Origin of the sequence: Streptomyces sp. NPDC060366 (assembly GCF_042725135.1) — a bacterium.
Taxonomy (GTDB): Bacteria; Actinomycetota; Actinomycetes; order Streptomycetales; family Streptomycetaceae; genus Streptomyces.
The window spans coordinates 277,254-293,896 of record NZ_JBHXDC010000001.1; the positions used below are offsets into that span (position 1 = coordinate 277,254).

At 70.7% G+C, this 16,643-nt stretch carries 13 protein-coding genes; 7 read left to right on the plus strand and 6 right to left on the minus strand.

All coding sequences use genetic code 11. The features are described from left to right. Positions 1 to 6: 6 nt before the first annotated feature. Entirely contained in the window at positions 7 to 2,268 is a 2,262-nt protein-coding gene (locus tag ACFWHU_RS01125) for a glycosyl hydrolase (protein WP_387222992.1), read from the minus strand. A gap of 247 nt (positions 2,269 to 2,515) precedes the next feature. Here ACFWHU_RS01125 and ACFWHU_RS01130 point away from each other — a divergent pair, with 247 nt between their 5' ends. The 4 genes from ACFWHU_RS01130 (at position 2,516) to ACFWHU_RS01145 (ending at position 7,325) form a co-directional block, all read left to right on the plus strand. Beyond that, entirely contained in the window at positions 2,516 to 3,838 is a 1,323-nt protein-coding gene (locus ACFWHU_RS01130; protein WP_387222994.1) for an ABC transporter substrate-binding protein, read from the plus strand. A gap of 134 nt (positions 3,839 to 3,972) precedes the next feature. Next, positions 3,973 to 4,941 carry a carbohydrate ABC transporter permease gene (locus tag ACFWHU_RS01135; RefSeq protein WP_385799068.1) on the plus strand — a complete coding sequence of 323 codons (969 nt, stop codon included), beginning with the start codon at positions 3,973 to 3,975 and terminating at the stop codon, positions 4,939 to 4,941. Continuing rightward, a complete protein-coding gene (locus ACFWHU_RS01140; protein WP_385799066.1) occupies positions 4,938 to 5,843 on the plus strand; it encodes a carbohydrate ABC transporter permease in 906 nt (301 codons plus the stop codon). Before ACFWHU_RS01135 ends, ACFWHU_RS01140 begins: the two co-directional genes overlap by 4 nt. Before the next feature lie 84 nt (positions 5,844 to 5,927). Next, positions 5,928 to 7,325 (plus strand): GH1 family beta-glucosidase, encoded by a 1,398-nt coding sequence (locus tag ACFWHU_RS01145; RefSeq protein ID WP_387222997.1) that lies wholly within the window; start codon positions 5,928 to 5,930, stop codon positions 7,323 to 7,325. Here the strand turns inward: ACFWHU_RS01145 and ACFWHU_RS01150 are convergent. Continuing rightward, complete coding sequence (locus tag ACFWHU_RS01150; protein WP_387222999.1) at positions 7,300 to 8,163, minus strand: putative protein N(5)-glutamine methyltransferase; 864 nt, start codon at positions 8,161 to 8,163, stop codon at positions 7,300 to 7,302. The genes ACFWHU_RS01145 and ACFWHU_RS01150 overlap by 26 nt on opposite strands. Before the next feature lie 245 nt (positions 8,164 to 8,408). Between ACFWHU_RS01150 and ACFWHU_RS01155 the strand changes: the two genes are divergently transcribed. Next, positions 8,409 to 9,164 (plus strand): MerR family transcriptional regulator, encoded by a 756-nt coding sequence (locus ACFWHU_RS01155; protein WP_387223001.1) that lies wholly within the window; start codon positions 8,409 to 8,411, stop codon positions 9,162 to 9,164. Between the two features lie 34 nt (positions 9,165 to 9,198). Here ACFWHU_RS01155 and ACFWHU_RS01160 read toward each other — a convergent pair whose 3' ends face one another. From ACFWHU_RS01160 to ACFWHU_RS01170, 3 genes are read right to left on the minus strand one after another with little or no spacing between them, the layout of a single operon-like run. Further along, on the minus strand, positions 9,199 to 11,376 hold the full coding sequence (locus tag ACFWHU_RS01160; protein WP_385799059.1) for a 3-hydroxyacyl-CoA dehydrogenase NAD-binding domain-containing protein: 2,178 nt from the start codon (positions 11,374 to 11,376) through the stop codon (positions 9,199 to 9,201). Positions 11,377 to 11,418: 42 nt separating this feature from the next. After that, positions 11,419 to 12,633, minus strand: coding sequence for an acetyl-CoA C-acetyltransferase (locus ACFWHU_RS01165; protein WP_387223005.1), 1,215 nt, complete (start codon positions 12,631 to 12,633; stop codon positions 11,419 to 11,421). After that, positions 12,630 to 13,802 (minus strand): CaiB/BaiF CoA transferase family protein, encoded by a 1,173-nt coding sequence (locus tag ACFWHU_RS01170; protein WP_387223007.1) that lies wholly within the window; start codon positions 13,800 to 13,802, stop codon positions 12,630 to 12,632. The genes ACFWHU_RS01165 and ACFWHU_RS01170 overlap by 4 nt, the downstream gene beginning before the upstream one ends. Before the next feature lie 323 nt (positions 13,803 to 14,125). On the opposite strand from ACFWHU_RS01170, the gene ACFWHU_RS01175 reads away from it, so the two are divergent. Next, positions 14,126 to 15,316 carry a saccharopine dehydrogenase family protein gene (locus tag ACFWHU_RS01175; protein WP_387223010.1) on the plus strand — a complete coding sequence of 397 codons (1,191 nt, stop codon included), beginning with the start codon at positions 14,126 to 14,128 and terminating at the stop codon, positions 15,314 to 15,316. Positions 15,317 to 15,414: 98 nt separating this feature from the next. Here the strand turns inward: ACFWHU_RS01175 and ACFWHU_RS01180 are convergent, their stop codons facing one another. Then, positions 15,415 to 16,110, minus strand: coding sequence for an endonuclease V (locus tag ACFWHU_RS01180; RefSeq protein WP_385799052.1), 696 nt, complete (start codon positions 16,108 to 16,110; stop codon positions 15,415 to 15,417). Between the two features lie 128 nt (positions 16,111 to 16,238). Here ACFWHU_RS01180 and ACFWHU_RS01185 point away from each other — a divergent pair, with 128 nt between their 5' ends. Next, on the plus strand, positions 16,239 to 16,541 hold the full coding sequence (locus ACFWHU_RS01185) for a YciI family protein (RefSeq protein ID WP_387223013.1): 303 nt from the start codon (positions 16,239 to 16,241) through the stop codon (positions 16,539 to 16,541). Positions 16,542 to 16,643 lie beyond the last annotated feature (102 nt).

The window sequence follows — 16,643 nt, forward strand, 5'->3', positions numbered from 1 at the left end:
AAGCACTCAGCCCGTGGTGCTCGCGGCCGACCGCGCCGGCACCGTGAGCGTCTTACCGTCCGAGAACGTCACGGTCTGCTCCGTCGAGGCGAAGTTGTGCGCCGCGTACGTGCTCACTCCGCCCTTCGTGAAGACGGCCGAGGTCGGGATCGACCCGGTCACCGACGGGTCGGGGGCGCCGACCGCGTCGAGCGTGCCGATCCAGTGGTGGACATGGGCCTTGGACTCGCCCGCCTCCGGGGACAGCGCCTCCTGGCCCGCGTCCCACTTGGCCTTCGCGCCCGCCGGGTCGGCGATGGCCTCGAACTCCCAGAGGATGTCGCGCCATTCGACGGCCGGCCCGCCGTTCTCCTGCTCCATCTCGGCGATGTTGCGGCCGATGGCCTCCTTCTCACGGCCCAGGTGCAGTGAACCACCGGTCACGGGAAGGACGTTGATGCCGTGGATCTCCTCAGGGTTGGCGGTCCACCAGGTGGAGTACGCGCCGCCGCTGCCCCAGACCATGCCGACCGTGCCGCGCTGGAAGTCCTCGGGGAAGACCTCCTGGTCGGCGTCGAACCAGTACTGCCCGATCGCCTCCGACTCGGTGGCCAGAAGGTACGAGCCCAGGTCACGCAGCTCGTCGTTCCCGGTCGCCGAACCCCACAGGACGAGTCCCGCGCTGAGGTTGATGGACTCCGACGACGACTCCTGGTTGTTGCCCGCGGCGAAGCCCTGGTGTCCGGAGGCCCAGCTGTGGCCCGCGTACACGTCGAAGCCGCGCAGGAACGGGAAGTCACTGTCCGTGCGGCTCGGGTTGGCCGCGTCGCGCACCAGCGTCTCGACCATGCCGCCCCAGGCGGACTCGGCGGCCCACGCCTGGTCGTACTGGGCGACGATCGCCGCCGCGTACACGTAGTAGCTGTAGTGGAAATGGTGGTCGTTGAGTTCGGTGTCGCTGCCGTACGACGCCGGGTAACCGGTCAGCGTCTTCCAGTCGTTGTCGTAGCTGAACTCACTGGCACCGCCCGCCGTGAACCACTCCTCAAGACGGCCCTTGAGCAGGTCCACGATCTTGTCGCGGGTCGCGGTCTCGCCGATCTGGTCCGCGATCGGGGCCAGTTGGGCGAGCCGGCCGAGCGCCTTGCCCGTCCAGTAGGTGTCGGTCGCGCCGGAGAACGGGTCGCCGGCGTTGACCACCTCGTTCAACTGCGCCTTGAGCGCGGTCGAGTCGACCCCGCCCGACTCCGGCAGTGCGGGCAGCACACCGGACGCCTTCTGGCTGGTGGTGAAGGACGTCGCCTCGCGCACCTTCATCGTGCCGCGCGGTGACACATAGGTGTACGGGGTGAGCTGGTCGGTCGTGTTGAGCCACTGGTGGCGGTAGAGGGCCTGGATCGTGCCCTTCTCCGTACCCTCCTGCGGCTCGGTGGTGAGGGTGTACGTCGCCTCGACGTCGCCGCCCTCGCTGTTCCAGCTCGTCGTGGAGCCGGTGACGAAGCTGTAGGCGTACTTGGCGTACGTCGCCAGGGCGTCCTCGGACGGCAGGAGCGCGAGCGAGAAGTAGTCCTTGTCACCGAGTCCGGCCGTGACGGTGGAGCCCGAGACCGACCAGTCGCTGCCGGTCGGCGCGAAGAGCGCGTAATGGTGTCCGGCGACGGTGATGCCGAGGACGTTGCCGTCGTCGGAGAAGACCGTGGGTGCCGACGCGGTGGTGATGCGCGCGTCGCCGCCCGAGCCCTTCGCGTACACGTAGGGCATGCCGTGGCCGATGGTGGTCCGCAGCGTGCGGGTGCCGTCCGACCAGTAGGGCGTGACGGTCCAGTCGGACCAGTCGTCGGCCTTGGTGTCGGGGGAGTTGAGGCCGGTCAGCCCCAGGGTGAGATCGGCCTTGTGCGCGTACTCGTACTGTCGTCCGTCACCCACGATGGCGGGGGTCGTGGGATAGCCGACCTCCAGTCCGCCGGAGGTGGCCTGATAGGTGAGCGGGTGGCCGTACATCGGGGTGGAGTACGGGTTGTCGCCGTATCGCTGGTAGGCGAGCGAGGTCCACCAGTCGTTGGTGGGGACGGGCCTGTCCTTGGCCGCCTCGGTCAGTTTGGGCGTGACGGGCGCACCGACGTTGTTCGTCGGCCCCGACGTGCCCGCGGGGCGGGAGTCGGAGTAACTGCCCGAGCCGACAGGGATGTTCGCGGCAGCGGCGGGACCGGCGGCAGGACCCAGTCCTACGGCGGCCATGGCGGTGACCAGAACCAGCACCGAAGCCGGTCTGGAGCGGGAGGTGGGCATCGACGGCACCTCGAAGTCATGGGGGGAAAGGTAGTCCGAGAGCGCTCTCAGATGCCAAGGAACGTAAAACTCCTGAAACCTAAGTGTCAATAGAGCTGACGGAGAAGGCGGTTGTCAGTCGGCCGGCGCCGTTATGCGTTCGAGTCTTGACGGAGCGGCAGCGGTGGGGGCACGCTCCTGACGCACGTTCTGAGAGCGCTCTCAAAGTGTTGCTCTCGCTTCACCCCGAAGCCAAGGGAGGCTTCCCATGCCCATCTGCCGGACCGTCAGGACGTCCGCCGCACGCGCCCGGTCCACCGGACGGACCCTCGGCGCGGTCGTACTCGCCGGAGCCCTGCTCGCCGCTTGCGGATCAGGTTCGTCGGACTCCTCGGACGAGGCGGGCGGCAAGGTCACACTGACCGTCGACCTCTTCGGAGCGTTCGGCTACAAGGAAGCCGGCCTGTACGCGGAGTACGAGAAGCTCAATCCCGGAGTCAAGATCAAGCAGAGCGACACCGAGGACGAGGCGGACTACTGGAAATCGCTCCAGACCCGGCTCGCGGGCGGCGGCGGCCTCGCCGACGTGCAGGGGGTCGAAGTGGGGCGGATCGCCTCGGTGACGCAGCAGCAGTCCGACAAGTTCGAGGACCTGAAGCGGTACGGCGCCGACAAGCTGAAGAACGAGTTCGCCGAGGCCAAGTGGTCTGCCGCGACCACGAAGGACGGCAAGATCCTCGGCCTCGGCACGGACGTCGGGCCCGAGGCGATGTGTTACCGCACCGACCTGTTCAAGAAGGCCGGACTGCCCACCGACCGCGCCGAGTTGGCGCAGAAGTGGGCCACCTGGGAGGGGTATCTCGACCTGGGCGAGCAGTACATGGAGAAGGCACCCGCCAAGAGCGCCTGGATCGACAGCGTCGGCAGTCTCTACTCGATCATGATCGGCCAGGAGAAGGAGCGGTACTACGACGCCTCCGGCGAGCTGATCTACGAGAACAACCCGGCGGTCAAGTCCGCCTGGGACACCTCCGTCGAGGCCGCCGAGTCCGGTCTGAGCGCCAAGCTCGACCAGTGGTCCCCGCAGTGGAACCAGGCGTTCGCCGCCGGCTCCTTCGCCACCATCCCGTGCCCGGCGTGGATGCTCGGCTATGTGAAGGGCCAGGCGGGCGACGCCGGCCAGGGCAAGTGGGACATCGCCAAGCTGCCCGGCGGCGCGGGCAACTGGGGCGGTTCGTACCTCTCGGTGCCGCGTGCGGCCGAGCACAAGGAGGAGGCGTACGAGCTGATCAAGTGGCTCACCGCCCCCGCGCAGCAGGCCAAGCTGTTCGAGAAGCAGGGCAACTTCCCGTCGTCCACGGGGGCGATCGAGCAGGTCGCGGACGCGAAGGACCCGTACTTCTCGGGCGCGCCGATCGGGCAGATCTTCGGTGAGGCGGCCAAGGCGGCGCCGGTGCAGGTGCTCGGTGTGCACGACGCGAACGTCGCGCAGCAGATCACGAACGCGCTGAGCGAGGTGGAACGCAAGGGCACGGCGCCGGGCAAGGCGTGGTCGAACGCCAAGAAGGGCGTCGCGAACACGATCGGCTGACGGCGCGGGCCGGTTCACCGGGTCCGCCCGGTGGGCCGGTTCGTCCTCAAACGCCGGACGGGCCGAAAGCGGCCCGCCCCGCCCCGTTGCAACGAGTCCCCACCCAACCCCTCACCCCGAAGGGCCCCCGTACCGTGACCCTCACCGCCACCGCGAAGGCCGCGCCGCCGCCGGTGTCCGGACCCGCGACCGACGGGTCCTCCGCCGTACGCCGCACCTGGCGCCGACTCTCCCCGTACGCCTACATCGCCCCGTTCTTCACCCTCTTCGCCGCCTTCGGGCTCTTCCCGCTGATCTACACGGCGTTCGTGTCGCTGTACCGGGTCGAGCTCCAGACGCCCGGCGACATGGAGTGGCGCGGATTCGGCAACTACACCGCGCTGTTCACCGACGAGTTCTTCTGGACCTCGCTGCGCAACACGTTCACCATCGGTGTCCTGTCGACCGTCCCCCAGCTCGCGATGGCGCTCGGCCTGGCCCATCTCCTCAACTACAAGCTGCGGGGCCGGACTTTCATCCGTACGGCGATCCTGCTGCCGTACGCCACCTCCGTCGCCGCCGCGACCCTGGTCTTCGCCCAGCTCTTCGGCCGGGACTTCGGGCTGATCAACTATGTGCTCGGGCTGGTCGGGGTGAGCCCCGTCGACTGGCAGACGGGCACGGTCGCCTCGCAGATCGCCGTCTCCTCCATCGTCGTCTGGCGCTGGACCGGCTACAACGCGCTGATCTATCTGGCGGGCATGCAGTCCATCCCGGGCGAGCTGTACGAGGCGGCGGAGATGGACGGGGCGTCCCGCTGGCGGCAGTTCGTCCATGTCACCCTGCCCGGTCTGCGCCCCACGATCGTCTTCACCACCATCGTGTCGACCATCGGCGCGACCCAGCTGTTCGGTGAGCCCCTGCTGTTCGAGGGGTCCATCTCCGGCGGTATCTCGCACCAGTACCAGACCCTCGGTCTCTACATGTACGAGCAGGGCTGGGGCTTCTTCCATCTGGGCCGGGCGGCGGCGATCGCCTGGGTCATGTTCGTCCTGATCGTGCTGCTCGTCGGGGTCAACGCCCTGATCGTGCGCCGCCGTTCACGCAAGGAGGCCGGCCGATGACCGCGCTCGCCGCACCGCCGGCCCCGCCCACCGGCACCAAGGGAACGTCCCCTCGGCCTGAGGGGCGCAAGAGGCGCGCTCCCCGCTCGATGCACGGCGGCATGCTCTCGTACGCCATCCTGACCGTCGCCCTGCTGATCTCGGCGTTCCCGTTCTACTGGACGATCGTCGCGGCCAGCCGCTCCAACGCGGACCTGGCGAAGGTGCCGCCCACCCTGCTGCCGGGCCCCAACCTGATCAGCAACTTCGAGGCGGTCCTCGAAGAGGCCGACATCGGGAAGGCGTTGCTCAACTCGCTGATCGTGTCCGGCTCCATCACCGTCGGTACGGTGCTGTGCTGCACGCTGGCCGGGTTCGCCTTCGCCAAGCTGCGCTTCCGGGGCCGGGGCGCGCTGCTGGCCCTGACCGTCGGCACGATGATGATCCCGCCGCAGCTGGGCGTGATCCCGCTGTTCATGCTCATCGCCGAACTCCAGTGGGTGAACCAGCTCCAGGCCGTCATCCTGCCCGGACTCGTCTCCGCCTTCGGGGTGTTCTTCATGCGGCAGTACCTCGTGCAGTCGCTGCCCGACGAGTTGATCGAGGCGGCACGCGTCGACGGCGCGTCCACCGCACGGATCTTCTGGTCGATCGTGGTGCCCATCGCGCGGCCCGGCATGGCGGTCCTCGGCATGCTCACCTTCATGACCGCGTGGAACGACTTCTTCTGGCCGATCATCGCGCTGTCCTCACAGGAACCGACGGTCCAGGTCGCGCTGCGCCAGCTCGGCGGCGGCTATGTCCACGACCAGTCCGTGATCATGGCGGGGACGCTGCTCGGCACGCTTCCCGTGCTGCTCGTCTTCGGACTGCTCGGCCGGCAGATCGTCGGCGGCATCATGCAGGGCGCCGTCAAGGGCTGAGCCACCGAGCCGACGACGCCCCCGGGCCACTCCCCCGCGTCCCTTCCCCCCACCGCACCGTCCCACTTCCCTGGAGTTCCTTCCATGACCGCTGTCGACGCACGCCCCGAGACCACGACGGAGCGGCGGTTCCCCACCGGCTTCCGCTGGGGGACGGCCACCGCCGCGTACCAGATCGAGGGGGCCGCGTCCGAGGACGGGCGGACCCCGTCCATCTGGGACACCTTCAGCCGTACGCCCGGCAAGGTCCGCAACGGCGACACCGGCGACATCGCCGCCGACCACTACCACCGGATGGCCGAAGACGTCGCGCTGATGCGGGAGTTGGGCGTCACCGACTACCGCTTCTCGGTGTCCTGGCCGCGCGTCCAGCCGACCGGCCGGGGCCCCGCCGTACAGCGCGGCCTCGACTTCTACCGGCGGCTCGTGGACGAGCTGCTGGCTGCCGGGATCCGGCCCGTCCTCACGCTCTACCACTGGGATCTGCCGCAGGAGTTGGAGGACGCGGGCGGCTGGCCGCACCGCGACACCGCGCCGCGGTTCGCCGAGTACGCGGGGCTCGTCGCCGGTGCGCTCGGCGACCGGGTGCCGACCTGGACGACGCTCAACGAGCCCTGGTGCGCGGCGTTCCTGGGATACGCGGCGGGTGTGCACGCGCCGGGCCACACCCGCCCCGAGGCCGCGTTGCGCGCGGCGCACCATCTCAATCTGGCGCACGGCCTGGCGACCGGTGTCCTGCGTGACGCGTTGCCGGCGAAGGCGGAGGTCTCGCTGACGCTCAATCTGCACGCCGTTCGCCCGCTGACGGACTCCCCCGAGGATCTCGACGCCGTGCACCGGATCGACGCGCTCGGCAACCGGGTCTTCCTCGACCCCGTCTTCCACGGCCGGCTGCCGCGCGATCTCGTGGACGACACCGCCGCGTTGACCGACTGGTCCTTCGTGAAGGACGGCGATCTGGCGACGATCTCCGCGCCGGTCGACTCGCTGGGGATCAACTACTACTCCCCCACCGTGGTCGCGAGCGGTACGTCCGATTCCCCGTCGCCGTGGCCCGGCGCGGACGAGCACGTGCGCTTCGTCCCGGCGCCGGGTCCGCGTACGGCGATGGACTGGCCGGTCGACGCCACCGGGCTGTACGACCTGCTCACCGGGTTGCGCGACGAACTGCCGGACGTCCCGCTGATGGTCACCGAGAACGGCGCGGCGTACGACGACTACGCCGACCCGTCCGGCGCGGTCCACGACCCCGAGCGCGTCGCGTATCTGCGCGCCCACCTCGAAGCGGTCCACCGGGCGATCGAGGACGGCGCCGACGTGCGCGGCTACTTCCTCTGGTCGCTGCTGGACAACTTCGAGTGGGCGTACGGCTACGGCAAGCGGTTCGGCGCCGTGCACGTCGACTTCGCGACCCAGCGGCGCACGCCGAAGGACAGCGCCCGCTGGTACGCGCGGGTCATCGGCCGCGGGGGTCTGGACTGAGCGCGACCGCCCCAAGCCGGGCGCCTCTGAGCTGGGCGACGACGACGGTGGCCTCCCACTCCTCGGAGGTCACGACCCGGGGGGCGAGTCCGTCGCGCCTGACAGTGCCGACGGCGTCCGGCACCTGGCGCTCGCTCGTCTCGAACAGCAGATGACCGCCGGGCGCCAGCCAGTGGGGCGCCTCGGCGGTCACCCGGCGCAGCACGTCGAGCCCGTCGTCGCCGCCGTCGAGCGCCACCAGCGGTTCGTGCTCCCGCGCCTCGGACGGCAGGAGCCCGACCTCGCGGGTCGGTACGTAGGGCACGTTGGCGATGAGGATGTCGATACGGCTCCGAAGGTCGTCCGGCAGCGCGTCGAAGAGGTCCCCTTCGAGGACCGTGCCGCCGGAGCCGACGTTGTGGCGGGCGCAGGCCACGGCCGCCGGGTCGAGGTCGGAGGCGTACAGCTCGACGGTTCCGTGCGCCGTGGCGAGCAGCGCGGCACCGAGCGCGCCCGAGCCGCAGCACAGGTCGACGACGACGGCGGGCCGCCCGGCGGGAGTCTGATGGATCAGGGCCGCCGCCTGCCGGACGAGGAATTCGGTGCGCCGGCGGGGGACGAAGACCCCGGTGTCGACGGCGATCCGCAGGCCGTAGAACTCGGCCCAGCCGATGACGTGCTCCAGGGGCAGTCCGGCGGTGCGGCGGCTCACCATCTCGGTGAGGGCTTCCGGGCTGTCCGCGGCGGAGACCAGGAGCCGTGCCTCGTCCTCGGCGAAGACACAGCCCGCGGCGCGGAGCCTGGTGACGACGGCGGAGAGGGAGGGAAGCGCGGAGGAGGAGAACGGTGTTGCCGACATGGAAACCTTTCGGGGCGCCTACGGGCGCTCCGGCGGTCTCAGCCTGTCGGACGGACCGCGCGGCCGTGAGAGGGGAGCACCCGGCCTGACACTGCGGTAATGGGTCCCACCTCCTCGGTGCGTACGCTGCTTCGGTCGGGTCACAGTACCCCACGGGCTCCGGGCACACGATCGAGTTCGCCGGCGGGTGCTCGCGGTCCTCGCCCTGTCTTTCGCAGTACTGGTGAGACAGCAATACTGTCGGCATGGACACAGAGGCCGGAGCCGCGAGGGCGGCCGGGGCGGACCAGGAGCCGACGCTCACCGTCGACGAGCTGGCCGCACGCGCCGGTGTCACCGTGCGCACCGTCCGCTTCTACAGCACCCGCGGTCTGCTGCCGCCCCCGGTGATCGGCCCTCGCCGGGTCGGCCACTACGGACATGACCACCTCTCCCGGCTCGCGCTCATCGAGGAGCTTCAGCACCAGGGCATGACCCTGGCCGCGATCGAGCGGTATCTGGAGCAGTTGCCGGCGGATCTGAGCGCGCACGATCTGGCCATACACCGGGCGCTGGTGGCGACCTGGGCGCCGGACTCGGCGGAGGAGGCGACGCGGGCCGAGCTGGAGAAGCGCGCGGGACGCGCCCTGTCCGACGACGACGTCGACCGGCTGGCGGCCATGGGTGTGCTGGCCCGTGCCGACGCTCCCGGCCGCTACCGGCTCGATCCGGGGCTGCTGCGCCTGGGGGTGGAGCTGTTGGACGTGCCGATCGCGCACGAGACGATCCTCGCCGCCCGTACGGTCCTGCTGGAGCACACCCGCTCGGCCGCGCACGCGCTGTCGCGCCTCTTCCGCGACGAGGTGTGGAATCCGTACGAGGAGGGCGAGCCGGATCCGGAGCGGGTGGCGGCGATGAGGTCGCTGTCGGCCCATATGCAGCCGATGGTCGTGCAGGCGCTGGTGACCGCGTTCCAGCGCTCGCTCAAGGAGGAGTTGCGGGCCGCGTTCACCGACGGATGAACACGGCCCGCGTCGAAGGCTGCCGTCCGCGGCGCTACCTCGCGTCGTGGAACGTCTCTCCCCGCTCGGCCTTCGCCACCAGCGACGCGGGCGGCGAGAAGCGCTCCCCGTAGGTGGCGGCGAGTTCACGGGCGCGTGCGACGAAGCCGGGCAGGCCGCCCTCGTACCCGTTGATGTACTGGAGGACGCCGCCCGTCCAGGCCGGGAACCCGATGCCCATGATCGAGCCGATGTTGGCGTCGGCGACGGTCGTCAGGACGTTCTCGTCCAGACAGCGCACGGTGTCCAGCGCCTCCGAGAAGAGCATGCGCTCCTTCATGTCGGTGAACGGCACGTCCGCGTCGGGCTTGGTGAAGTGCTCGCGCAGGCCCGGCCAGAGGCCGACGCGGCCGCCGTCGTCGGCGTAGTCGTAGAAGCCCGCGCCGCCGGCGCGTCCCGGTCGGCCGAAGTCGTCCACCATGCGGTCGATGACCGCGTCGGCCGGGTGCGGGGTCCAGGTGCCGCCGGACTCCTCGACCGCGCGCCGCGTCTCGTCGCGGATCCTGCGCGGCAGTGTGAGGGTCAGTTCGTCCATCAGGGAGAGCACCTTGGCCGGGTAGCCGGCCTGTGCCGCCGCCTGTTCGACGGAGGCGGGTTCGATGCCCTCGGCGACCATCGCGACGCCCTCGTTGATGAACCGGCCGATGACGCGTGAGGTGAAGAAGCCACGTGAGTCGTTGACGACGATCGGTGTCTTCTTGATCTGCCGTACGAGGTCGAAGGCGCGGGCGAGCGCCTCGTCGCCGGTCTTGCCGCCCTTGATGATCTCCACGAGCGGCATCTTGTCGACGGGCGAGAAGAAGTGCAGACCGACGAAGTCGGCGGGGCGCGTGACGCCTTCGGCGAGGGCCGTGATGGGCAGCGTCGAGGTGTTGGAGCACAGGAGCGCGTCGGGCTCGACCACGTCCTGGATCTCCTGGAACACCCGGTGCTTGAGCGCCGTGTCCTCGAAGACCGCCTCGATCACGGCGTCGCAGCCCGCGAGGTCCGCCACCTCGCCGGTGGGGGTGATCCGGGCCAGCAGCGCGTCCCGGTCGGCCTCGGTAGTACGGCCCCGGGAGACCGCCTTGGCCAGCAGCTTCTCCGAGTACGCCTTGCCCTTGGCCGCCGCTTCGGTCGTGACGTCCTTGAGGACGACGTCGATACCGGCGCGGGCGCAGGAGTAGGCGATGCCCGCTCCCATCATCCCGGCGCCGAGGACGGCGACCTTGCGCACCGCGCGCCTGTCGATGTCCTTGGGGCGGCTGGCGCCGGAGTTGACCGCCTGGAGGTCGAAGAAGAACGCCTGGATCATGTTCTTGGCGGTCTGCCCGGTGACCAGTTCGGTGAAGTACCTGGCCTCGATGGTCTGCGCGGTCTCGAAGTCGACCTGCGAGCCCTCGACGGCGGCGGCCAGGATGTTGCGGGGAGCGGGGTAGGGCGCGCCACCGGTCTGCTTCTGGAGGTTGGCGGGGAAGGCGGGGAGGTTGGCGGCGAAGCGCGGGTTGGACGGCGTACCGCCGGGGATCTTGTAGCCCTTGACGTCCCACGGCTGCCACGACTCGGGGTGCGCGTCGATGAAGGCGCGTGCCCGGTCCAGCATCTCCTCGGTGGTGGCGGCGACCTCGTGGACGAGACCGCTGTCCAGCGCGCGGCGCGGCGAGTACTGGGTGCCCTGGAGCAGCACCTTGAGCAGCGCGTCGGAGATGCCGAGGAGCCGTACGGTACGGGTGACGCCGCCGCCCGCGGGCAGCAGGCCGAGGGTGACCTCGGGCAGGCCGATCTTGGAGCCGGGCGCGTCGAGCGCGACGCGGTGGTGGCAGGCGAGCGCGATCTCGTAACCGCCGCCCAGGGCCGCGCCGTTGATGGCGGCGACGACGGGCTTGCCTAGGGTCTCGATGGTGCGCAGGGCGCGCTTGACGGCCATGCCGGCGTCGAACGCCTGCTGGGCGTCGTCCGGACCGAGCTTGATCATGTCCTTGAGGTCGCCGCCGGCGAAGAAGGTCTTCTTCGCGGAGGTGACGATGATGCCGCGGATGCTGTCCTTCTCGGCCTCGGCGCGTGCCGCGATCGCGGCGATCGAGGTCCGGAAGCCCTGGTTCATGGTGTTGGCCGACTGGGCGGGGTCGTCGAGGACGAGGGTGACGACGCCTGTCCCGTCCTGCTCCCAGCGGATGGTGGTGGACTCGCTCATGCTGCTGCTCCGTAGCGAAGAGATGCTTGGCGGACGGGACGGTCAGACGCGTTCGACGATCGTGGCGACGCCCATGCCGCCGCCGACGCAGAGCGTGGCGAGGCCGTACCGCTTGTCCTGGCGCTCCAGTTCGTCCACGAGGGTGCCGAGGATCATCGCGCCGGTGGCGCCGAGCGGGTGGCCGAGGGCGATGGCGCCGCCGTTGACATTGACCTGGTCCATGGAGAGGCCCATCTCGGCGACGTAGCGCAGGACGACGGCGGCGAACGCCTCGTTGATCTCCACGAGGTCGATGTCGCCGATGGTCAGTCCGGCCTTGGCGAGTGCCTTGCGGCTGGCGGGCGCCGGTCCGGTCAGCATGATCGTGGGTTCGGAGCCGGACACGGCGGCCGAGACGATACGGGCGCGCGGCGTCATGCCGTACCGCTCGCCGGTCTCCTTGGAGCCGATCGCGACGAGGGAGGCGCCGTCCACGATGCCGGAGGAGTTGCCCGCGTGGTGGACATGGTCGATCTTCTCGACCCAGTGGTACTTCTGGAGCGCCACCGCGTCGAATCCGCCGAGGTCGCCGATCTGCGCGAACGACGGCTTGAGCGAGGCGAGCGTGTCGGCCGTGGTGCCGGGCCGCAGGTGCTCGTCGTGGTCGAGGACGGTGAGGCCGTTGCCGTCGCGGACGGGGACGACGGAGCGGGCGAACCGGCCGTCCTTCCAGGCCGTCGCCGCGCGCTCCTGCGACAGCGCGGCGAACTCGTCGACGTCGCGCCGGGTGAAGCCGCCGATGGTGGCGATCAGGTCGGCGCCGATGCCCTGGGGGGCGAAGCCCGTACGGATGTTGGTCATCGGGTCCATCGCCCAGGCGCCGCCGTCGGAGCCCATCGGGACGCGGGACATCGACTCGACGCCACCGGCCAGGATCAGGTCCTCCCAGCCCGAACGGATCTTGGCGGCGGCCAGGTTGACGGCTTCGAGGCCGGAGGCACAGAAGCGGTTCTCCTGGACGCCGGCGACGGTGTCGGGGAGTCCGGCGGCGACGGCGGCGGTGCGCGCGATGTCGGAGCCCTGGTCGCCGAGGGGGCTGACGACACCGAGCACGATGTCGTCGATCGCCGCCGGGTCGAGACCGGGGAACCGGCCGCGGATCTCGTGGATCAGGCCGACGATGAGATCGATGGGCTTGGTGCCGTGCAGGGCGCCGTTGGCCTTGCCGCGACCGCGCGGGGTGCGGATCGCGTCGAACAGATACGCTTCGGTACTCAAGACAGCGGCCTTTCGGGGGCGTTGGAGGTGCTGCTGGACGTGGCGGTGCTGCTCTTGATGCTCGGAACGTCCCAGTCGTCGGCGATCCGCTCGGTGTCCGCGCCCGGCAGCGCGGGCGCGCTCCGTACGGAGGTGGGTGTGGCCGAGAAGCGCGGTGCGGGGGCCGGCTGGGTGATGCCCGCGTGGTCGGTGAAGGTGCCACGGGCCACGAGGTGCGGATGTCCGGGGGCCTCGCGCAGCAACAGGACGGGCGCCACGCACGCGTCGGAGTCCTCGAAGACGGCCGTCCACTCGGCGCGGGTCTTCTCCTTGAACCGGGTGGTGACGGCGGCCTTCAGCTCGTCCCAGCGGGCGAAGTCCTTACGGGCGGGGACGTCGTCCTTGATGCCGAGCAGGTCGATGAACTCGTTGTAGAAGCGCTGCTCCAGCGCGCCGACTGCCATGTACTCGCCGTCGGCCGTCTCGTAGTTGCCGTAGAAGGGCGCGCCGCCGTCCAGCAGGTTCGCCCCGCGCCGGTCCTGCCAGCCGCCGGCCGCCGACATGGCGTGGATCATCGTGGTCAGATGGGCGGCGCCGTCGACGATCGCCGCGTCCACGACCTGTCCGGTGCCGCCGGGTGTGCGGGCGTGCTGGAGGGCGGCGAGGATCCCGATGACGAGGTAGAGCGAGCCGCCCGCGTAGTCGCCGACGAGGTTGGCGGGGACGGTGGGCGGCCGGTCGGCGTCGCCGAACATGGAGAGGGTGCCGGTGACGGCGATGTAGTCGATGTCGTGCCCGGCTCGCTGGGCGAGCGGTCCGTCCTGGCCCCAGCCGGTCATCCGGCCGTACACCAGCCGGGGGTTGCGGGCGAGGCATTCCGCGGGGCCGACGCCGAGGCGTTCGGCGACGCCCGGCCGGTAGCCCTCGATGAGGACGTCGGCGCGTTCGACGAGGTCGAGGACCTGGGCGGGTCCGTCGTCCGACTTGAGGTCGAGGAGTACGGAGCGTTTGTTGCGGTTCATCAGGTCGTACCTCGGGTCGATCCCGAGCCCGGCGCCGCCCGGCCGGTCGACGCGTACGACGTCGGCGCCGAGGTCCGCCAGCTGCATCGCGGCGAACGGGCCCGGCCCGATGCCGGCCAGCTCGACCACTCGCACCCCGGCCAGCGGGCCGTTCGTTGTCGCCGTCATGGTGAGCTCTCCCAGCGGTGTGACACCAACGATGTAACAGCAATGATGTTAGGAACGCCCACCACGGTGCACAAGCCCCGCCGGGGCACTGGGCAAGCAAGCGCTTGTTCTGCCGCCTGTCCTCTCCGATGGTCGCAGACTTCCGCGCGATCGCCGCCCCGCGCGACACCCATGACGTCCGATGCTGGTCACCCGCTATGCCGGTCCGCCACCACAGGCGCTAGCCTCGGCCCCCGACAACGCACGGACAGGGCATGGAACGGCACGGACAACGGCACCGACCACCGCACCGGCGACGGCGCGGCTCGAACGGCGGAGACTCGATGAACAGGCAGAACGGGGCAGAACGCCCGTACCACGTGGTGCTCTTCGGGGCGACCGGCTTCGTCGGAACGCTCACGGCCGAGTATCTCGCCCTCACCGCGCCCGACGACTGCCGGTGGGCGATCGCCGGCCGGGACCGGGCCAAGCTGGAGAAGCTGCGGGCCGGGCTGGCCCGGCTCTCCCCGCGCTGCGCGGACCTTCCGCTGCTGGTGGCCGACTCCGAGGACCCGGCGTCGCTGCGGGCGCTCGCCGAGTCGACGCGTGTGCTCGCCACGACCGTCGGCCCGTACGTCTGGCACGGGGAGAACCTCGTCGCCGCCTGCGCCGAGGCCGGGACGGACTACGCGGATCTCTGCGGCGAGCCGGAGTTCGTCGACCGGATGTACGTGGCGTACGAGGACCGGGCGCGCCAGACCGGGGCACGGCTGGTGCACGCCTGCGGGTTCGACTCCGTACCGCACGATCTGGGCGCTTACTTCACGGTCAAGCAGCTGCCGGCGGACGTGCCGCTCCGCATAGACGGTTTCGTCCGCACCAACGCGTTCTTCTCCGGCGGGACGCTCGCCTCGGCCCTGAACGCGCTGAGCCGTGGGCGGCAGACCGTGGAGGCGGCGAGGCAGCGGCGGCTGCACGAGCCTCGGCTGGTGGGGCGCCGGGCCGTCGGGCCGCTGGGCGCGCCGCACTTCAGCAAGGAGACCGGCGCCTGGGCGCTGCCGCTGCCCACGCTCGACGCGCGGGTGGTGGCGCGCTCGGCGGCGGCGGTACCGCGTTACGGCCCCGACTTCCGCTACCGGCACTTCGCCGCCGTCAAGTCGCTGCCGGTCGCCCTGGGCGGCACGGTGGCCGCCGGCGCGGGCGCCGCGCTGGCGCAGGTGCCCGCGGTGCGGCGGGCGCTGATGAACCGCTTCGAGCCGGGTTCGGGGCCCAGCGAGGCACGCAGGGGCAGCAGTTGGTTCACGGTGCGGTTCGTGGGCGAGGGCGGTGGGCGCAGGGTGTTCACGGAGGTCGCGGGCGGCGATCCGGGGTACGACGAGACGGCGAAGATACTCGCCGAGGCCTCGCTGAGCCTGGCCTTCGACGATCTTCCCCACACGTCGGGCCAGGTCACCACGGTCGCCGCGATGGGTGACGCGCTGCTGGAGCGGTTGCGGTCGGCAGGGATGACCTTCCGGGTCGCGCACTCGCGCTGAGATCGCGAGAGCGTGGCGGCCCGCCCCCAGCACGGGCCGCCACGCTCGTACGGAGGGCAGACCGGGGTGGTGCGAAAAACTCATCGCCGCGCGCCGGATCACATTCCGCGCGTGCCCTCGACGGCGTCGCGCAGAGCCTGGCGGCAGAGGGTGTCGGACTGGCGGGTCGTCTCCGGGATACGGAAGTCCCGGGCGAGGCGCAGGGTGTGCGCGCAGGCGGTGTCGAGATCGGTCCGGTGTCCGACCGAGACGAAGACGGGCTTCACACCGTCCTGTGTACGCAGCGCCCGGCCCACCTCCTCGCCGTCGTCGGCGAGCAGCGGCGAGAAGTCGCCACGCCGGGCGGCGGGCTGCTCGTACGAGAAGGTGAAGGGGTTCTTGGCGACACCGATGACCGGCAGCCCGGTCAGCACCCCGAGGTGACTGGCGAGGCCGAACCGGCGCGGGTGGGCGCGGCCGTAGCCGTCGCAGACGATCAGTCCCGGGTCCGACGTCAGGGCGTCGAGCGCGGCGAGGACGGTGGGGATCTCACGGAAGGCGAGCAGCCCCGGCACATAGGGGAAGGCGACCCGTCCGACGGCGGTCGCCCGGTCCACGACGTCGAGGGTTGCCGCGTCGAGGACGACGGCCGCGGCGGCGACGATGTCCCGCTCGTCGTCGTACGCGACGTCGACCCCGGTCACCAGCCCGGTCCCGGCCGCGGGCCCCACCTCGTCGAGCACGACGAGCCGCCGCAACTCGTCCTGCACGGCCCTGGCTTCGGCCTCGTCGGCGGGTGTCCTGATCGTCGTCATGGTGCGCCAGCCTAGAGCTGCCGGCCGGTTCGTCCTCAATCGCCGGACGGGCTGCGTTTGCAGCCCGTCCGGCGATTGAGGACAAGCCCGGCCGCGTGGTCGGCGTTCCCGCCGTTAGCCTGGCGATCATGTTCGTACTGGAGCTGACCTACACCGCCCCGCTCGACCGTGTCGACGCGCTCTCGGCGGACCATCTCGCCTGGGTCGACGACCACTTCGCCGCGGGGACCTTCATCGCGTCGGGCCGCAAGAAGCCCCGCGACGGGGGTGTGATCCTGGCCGTCGGGGACGATCGCGCGGCGGTCGAGGCGCTCGTCGACGCGGACCCCTTCGTGGTCGGCGGTGTGTGCGCGTACCGGATCACGGAGTTCGCCGTGGCCCGCACCGCGCCCGGACTGGCGGAGTACCGCGAGCCGCAGCCGCCGCGGTGACCCCGACTCGCGAGTAGCGAAAACGGTGACGTAGGTCACGCCGTTCCACGAGCACTCTTCGGCGCGTTACGTCGTCCTTCCCTGTAGCGGAAGACGCACATC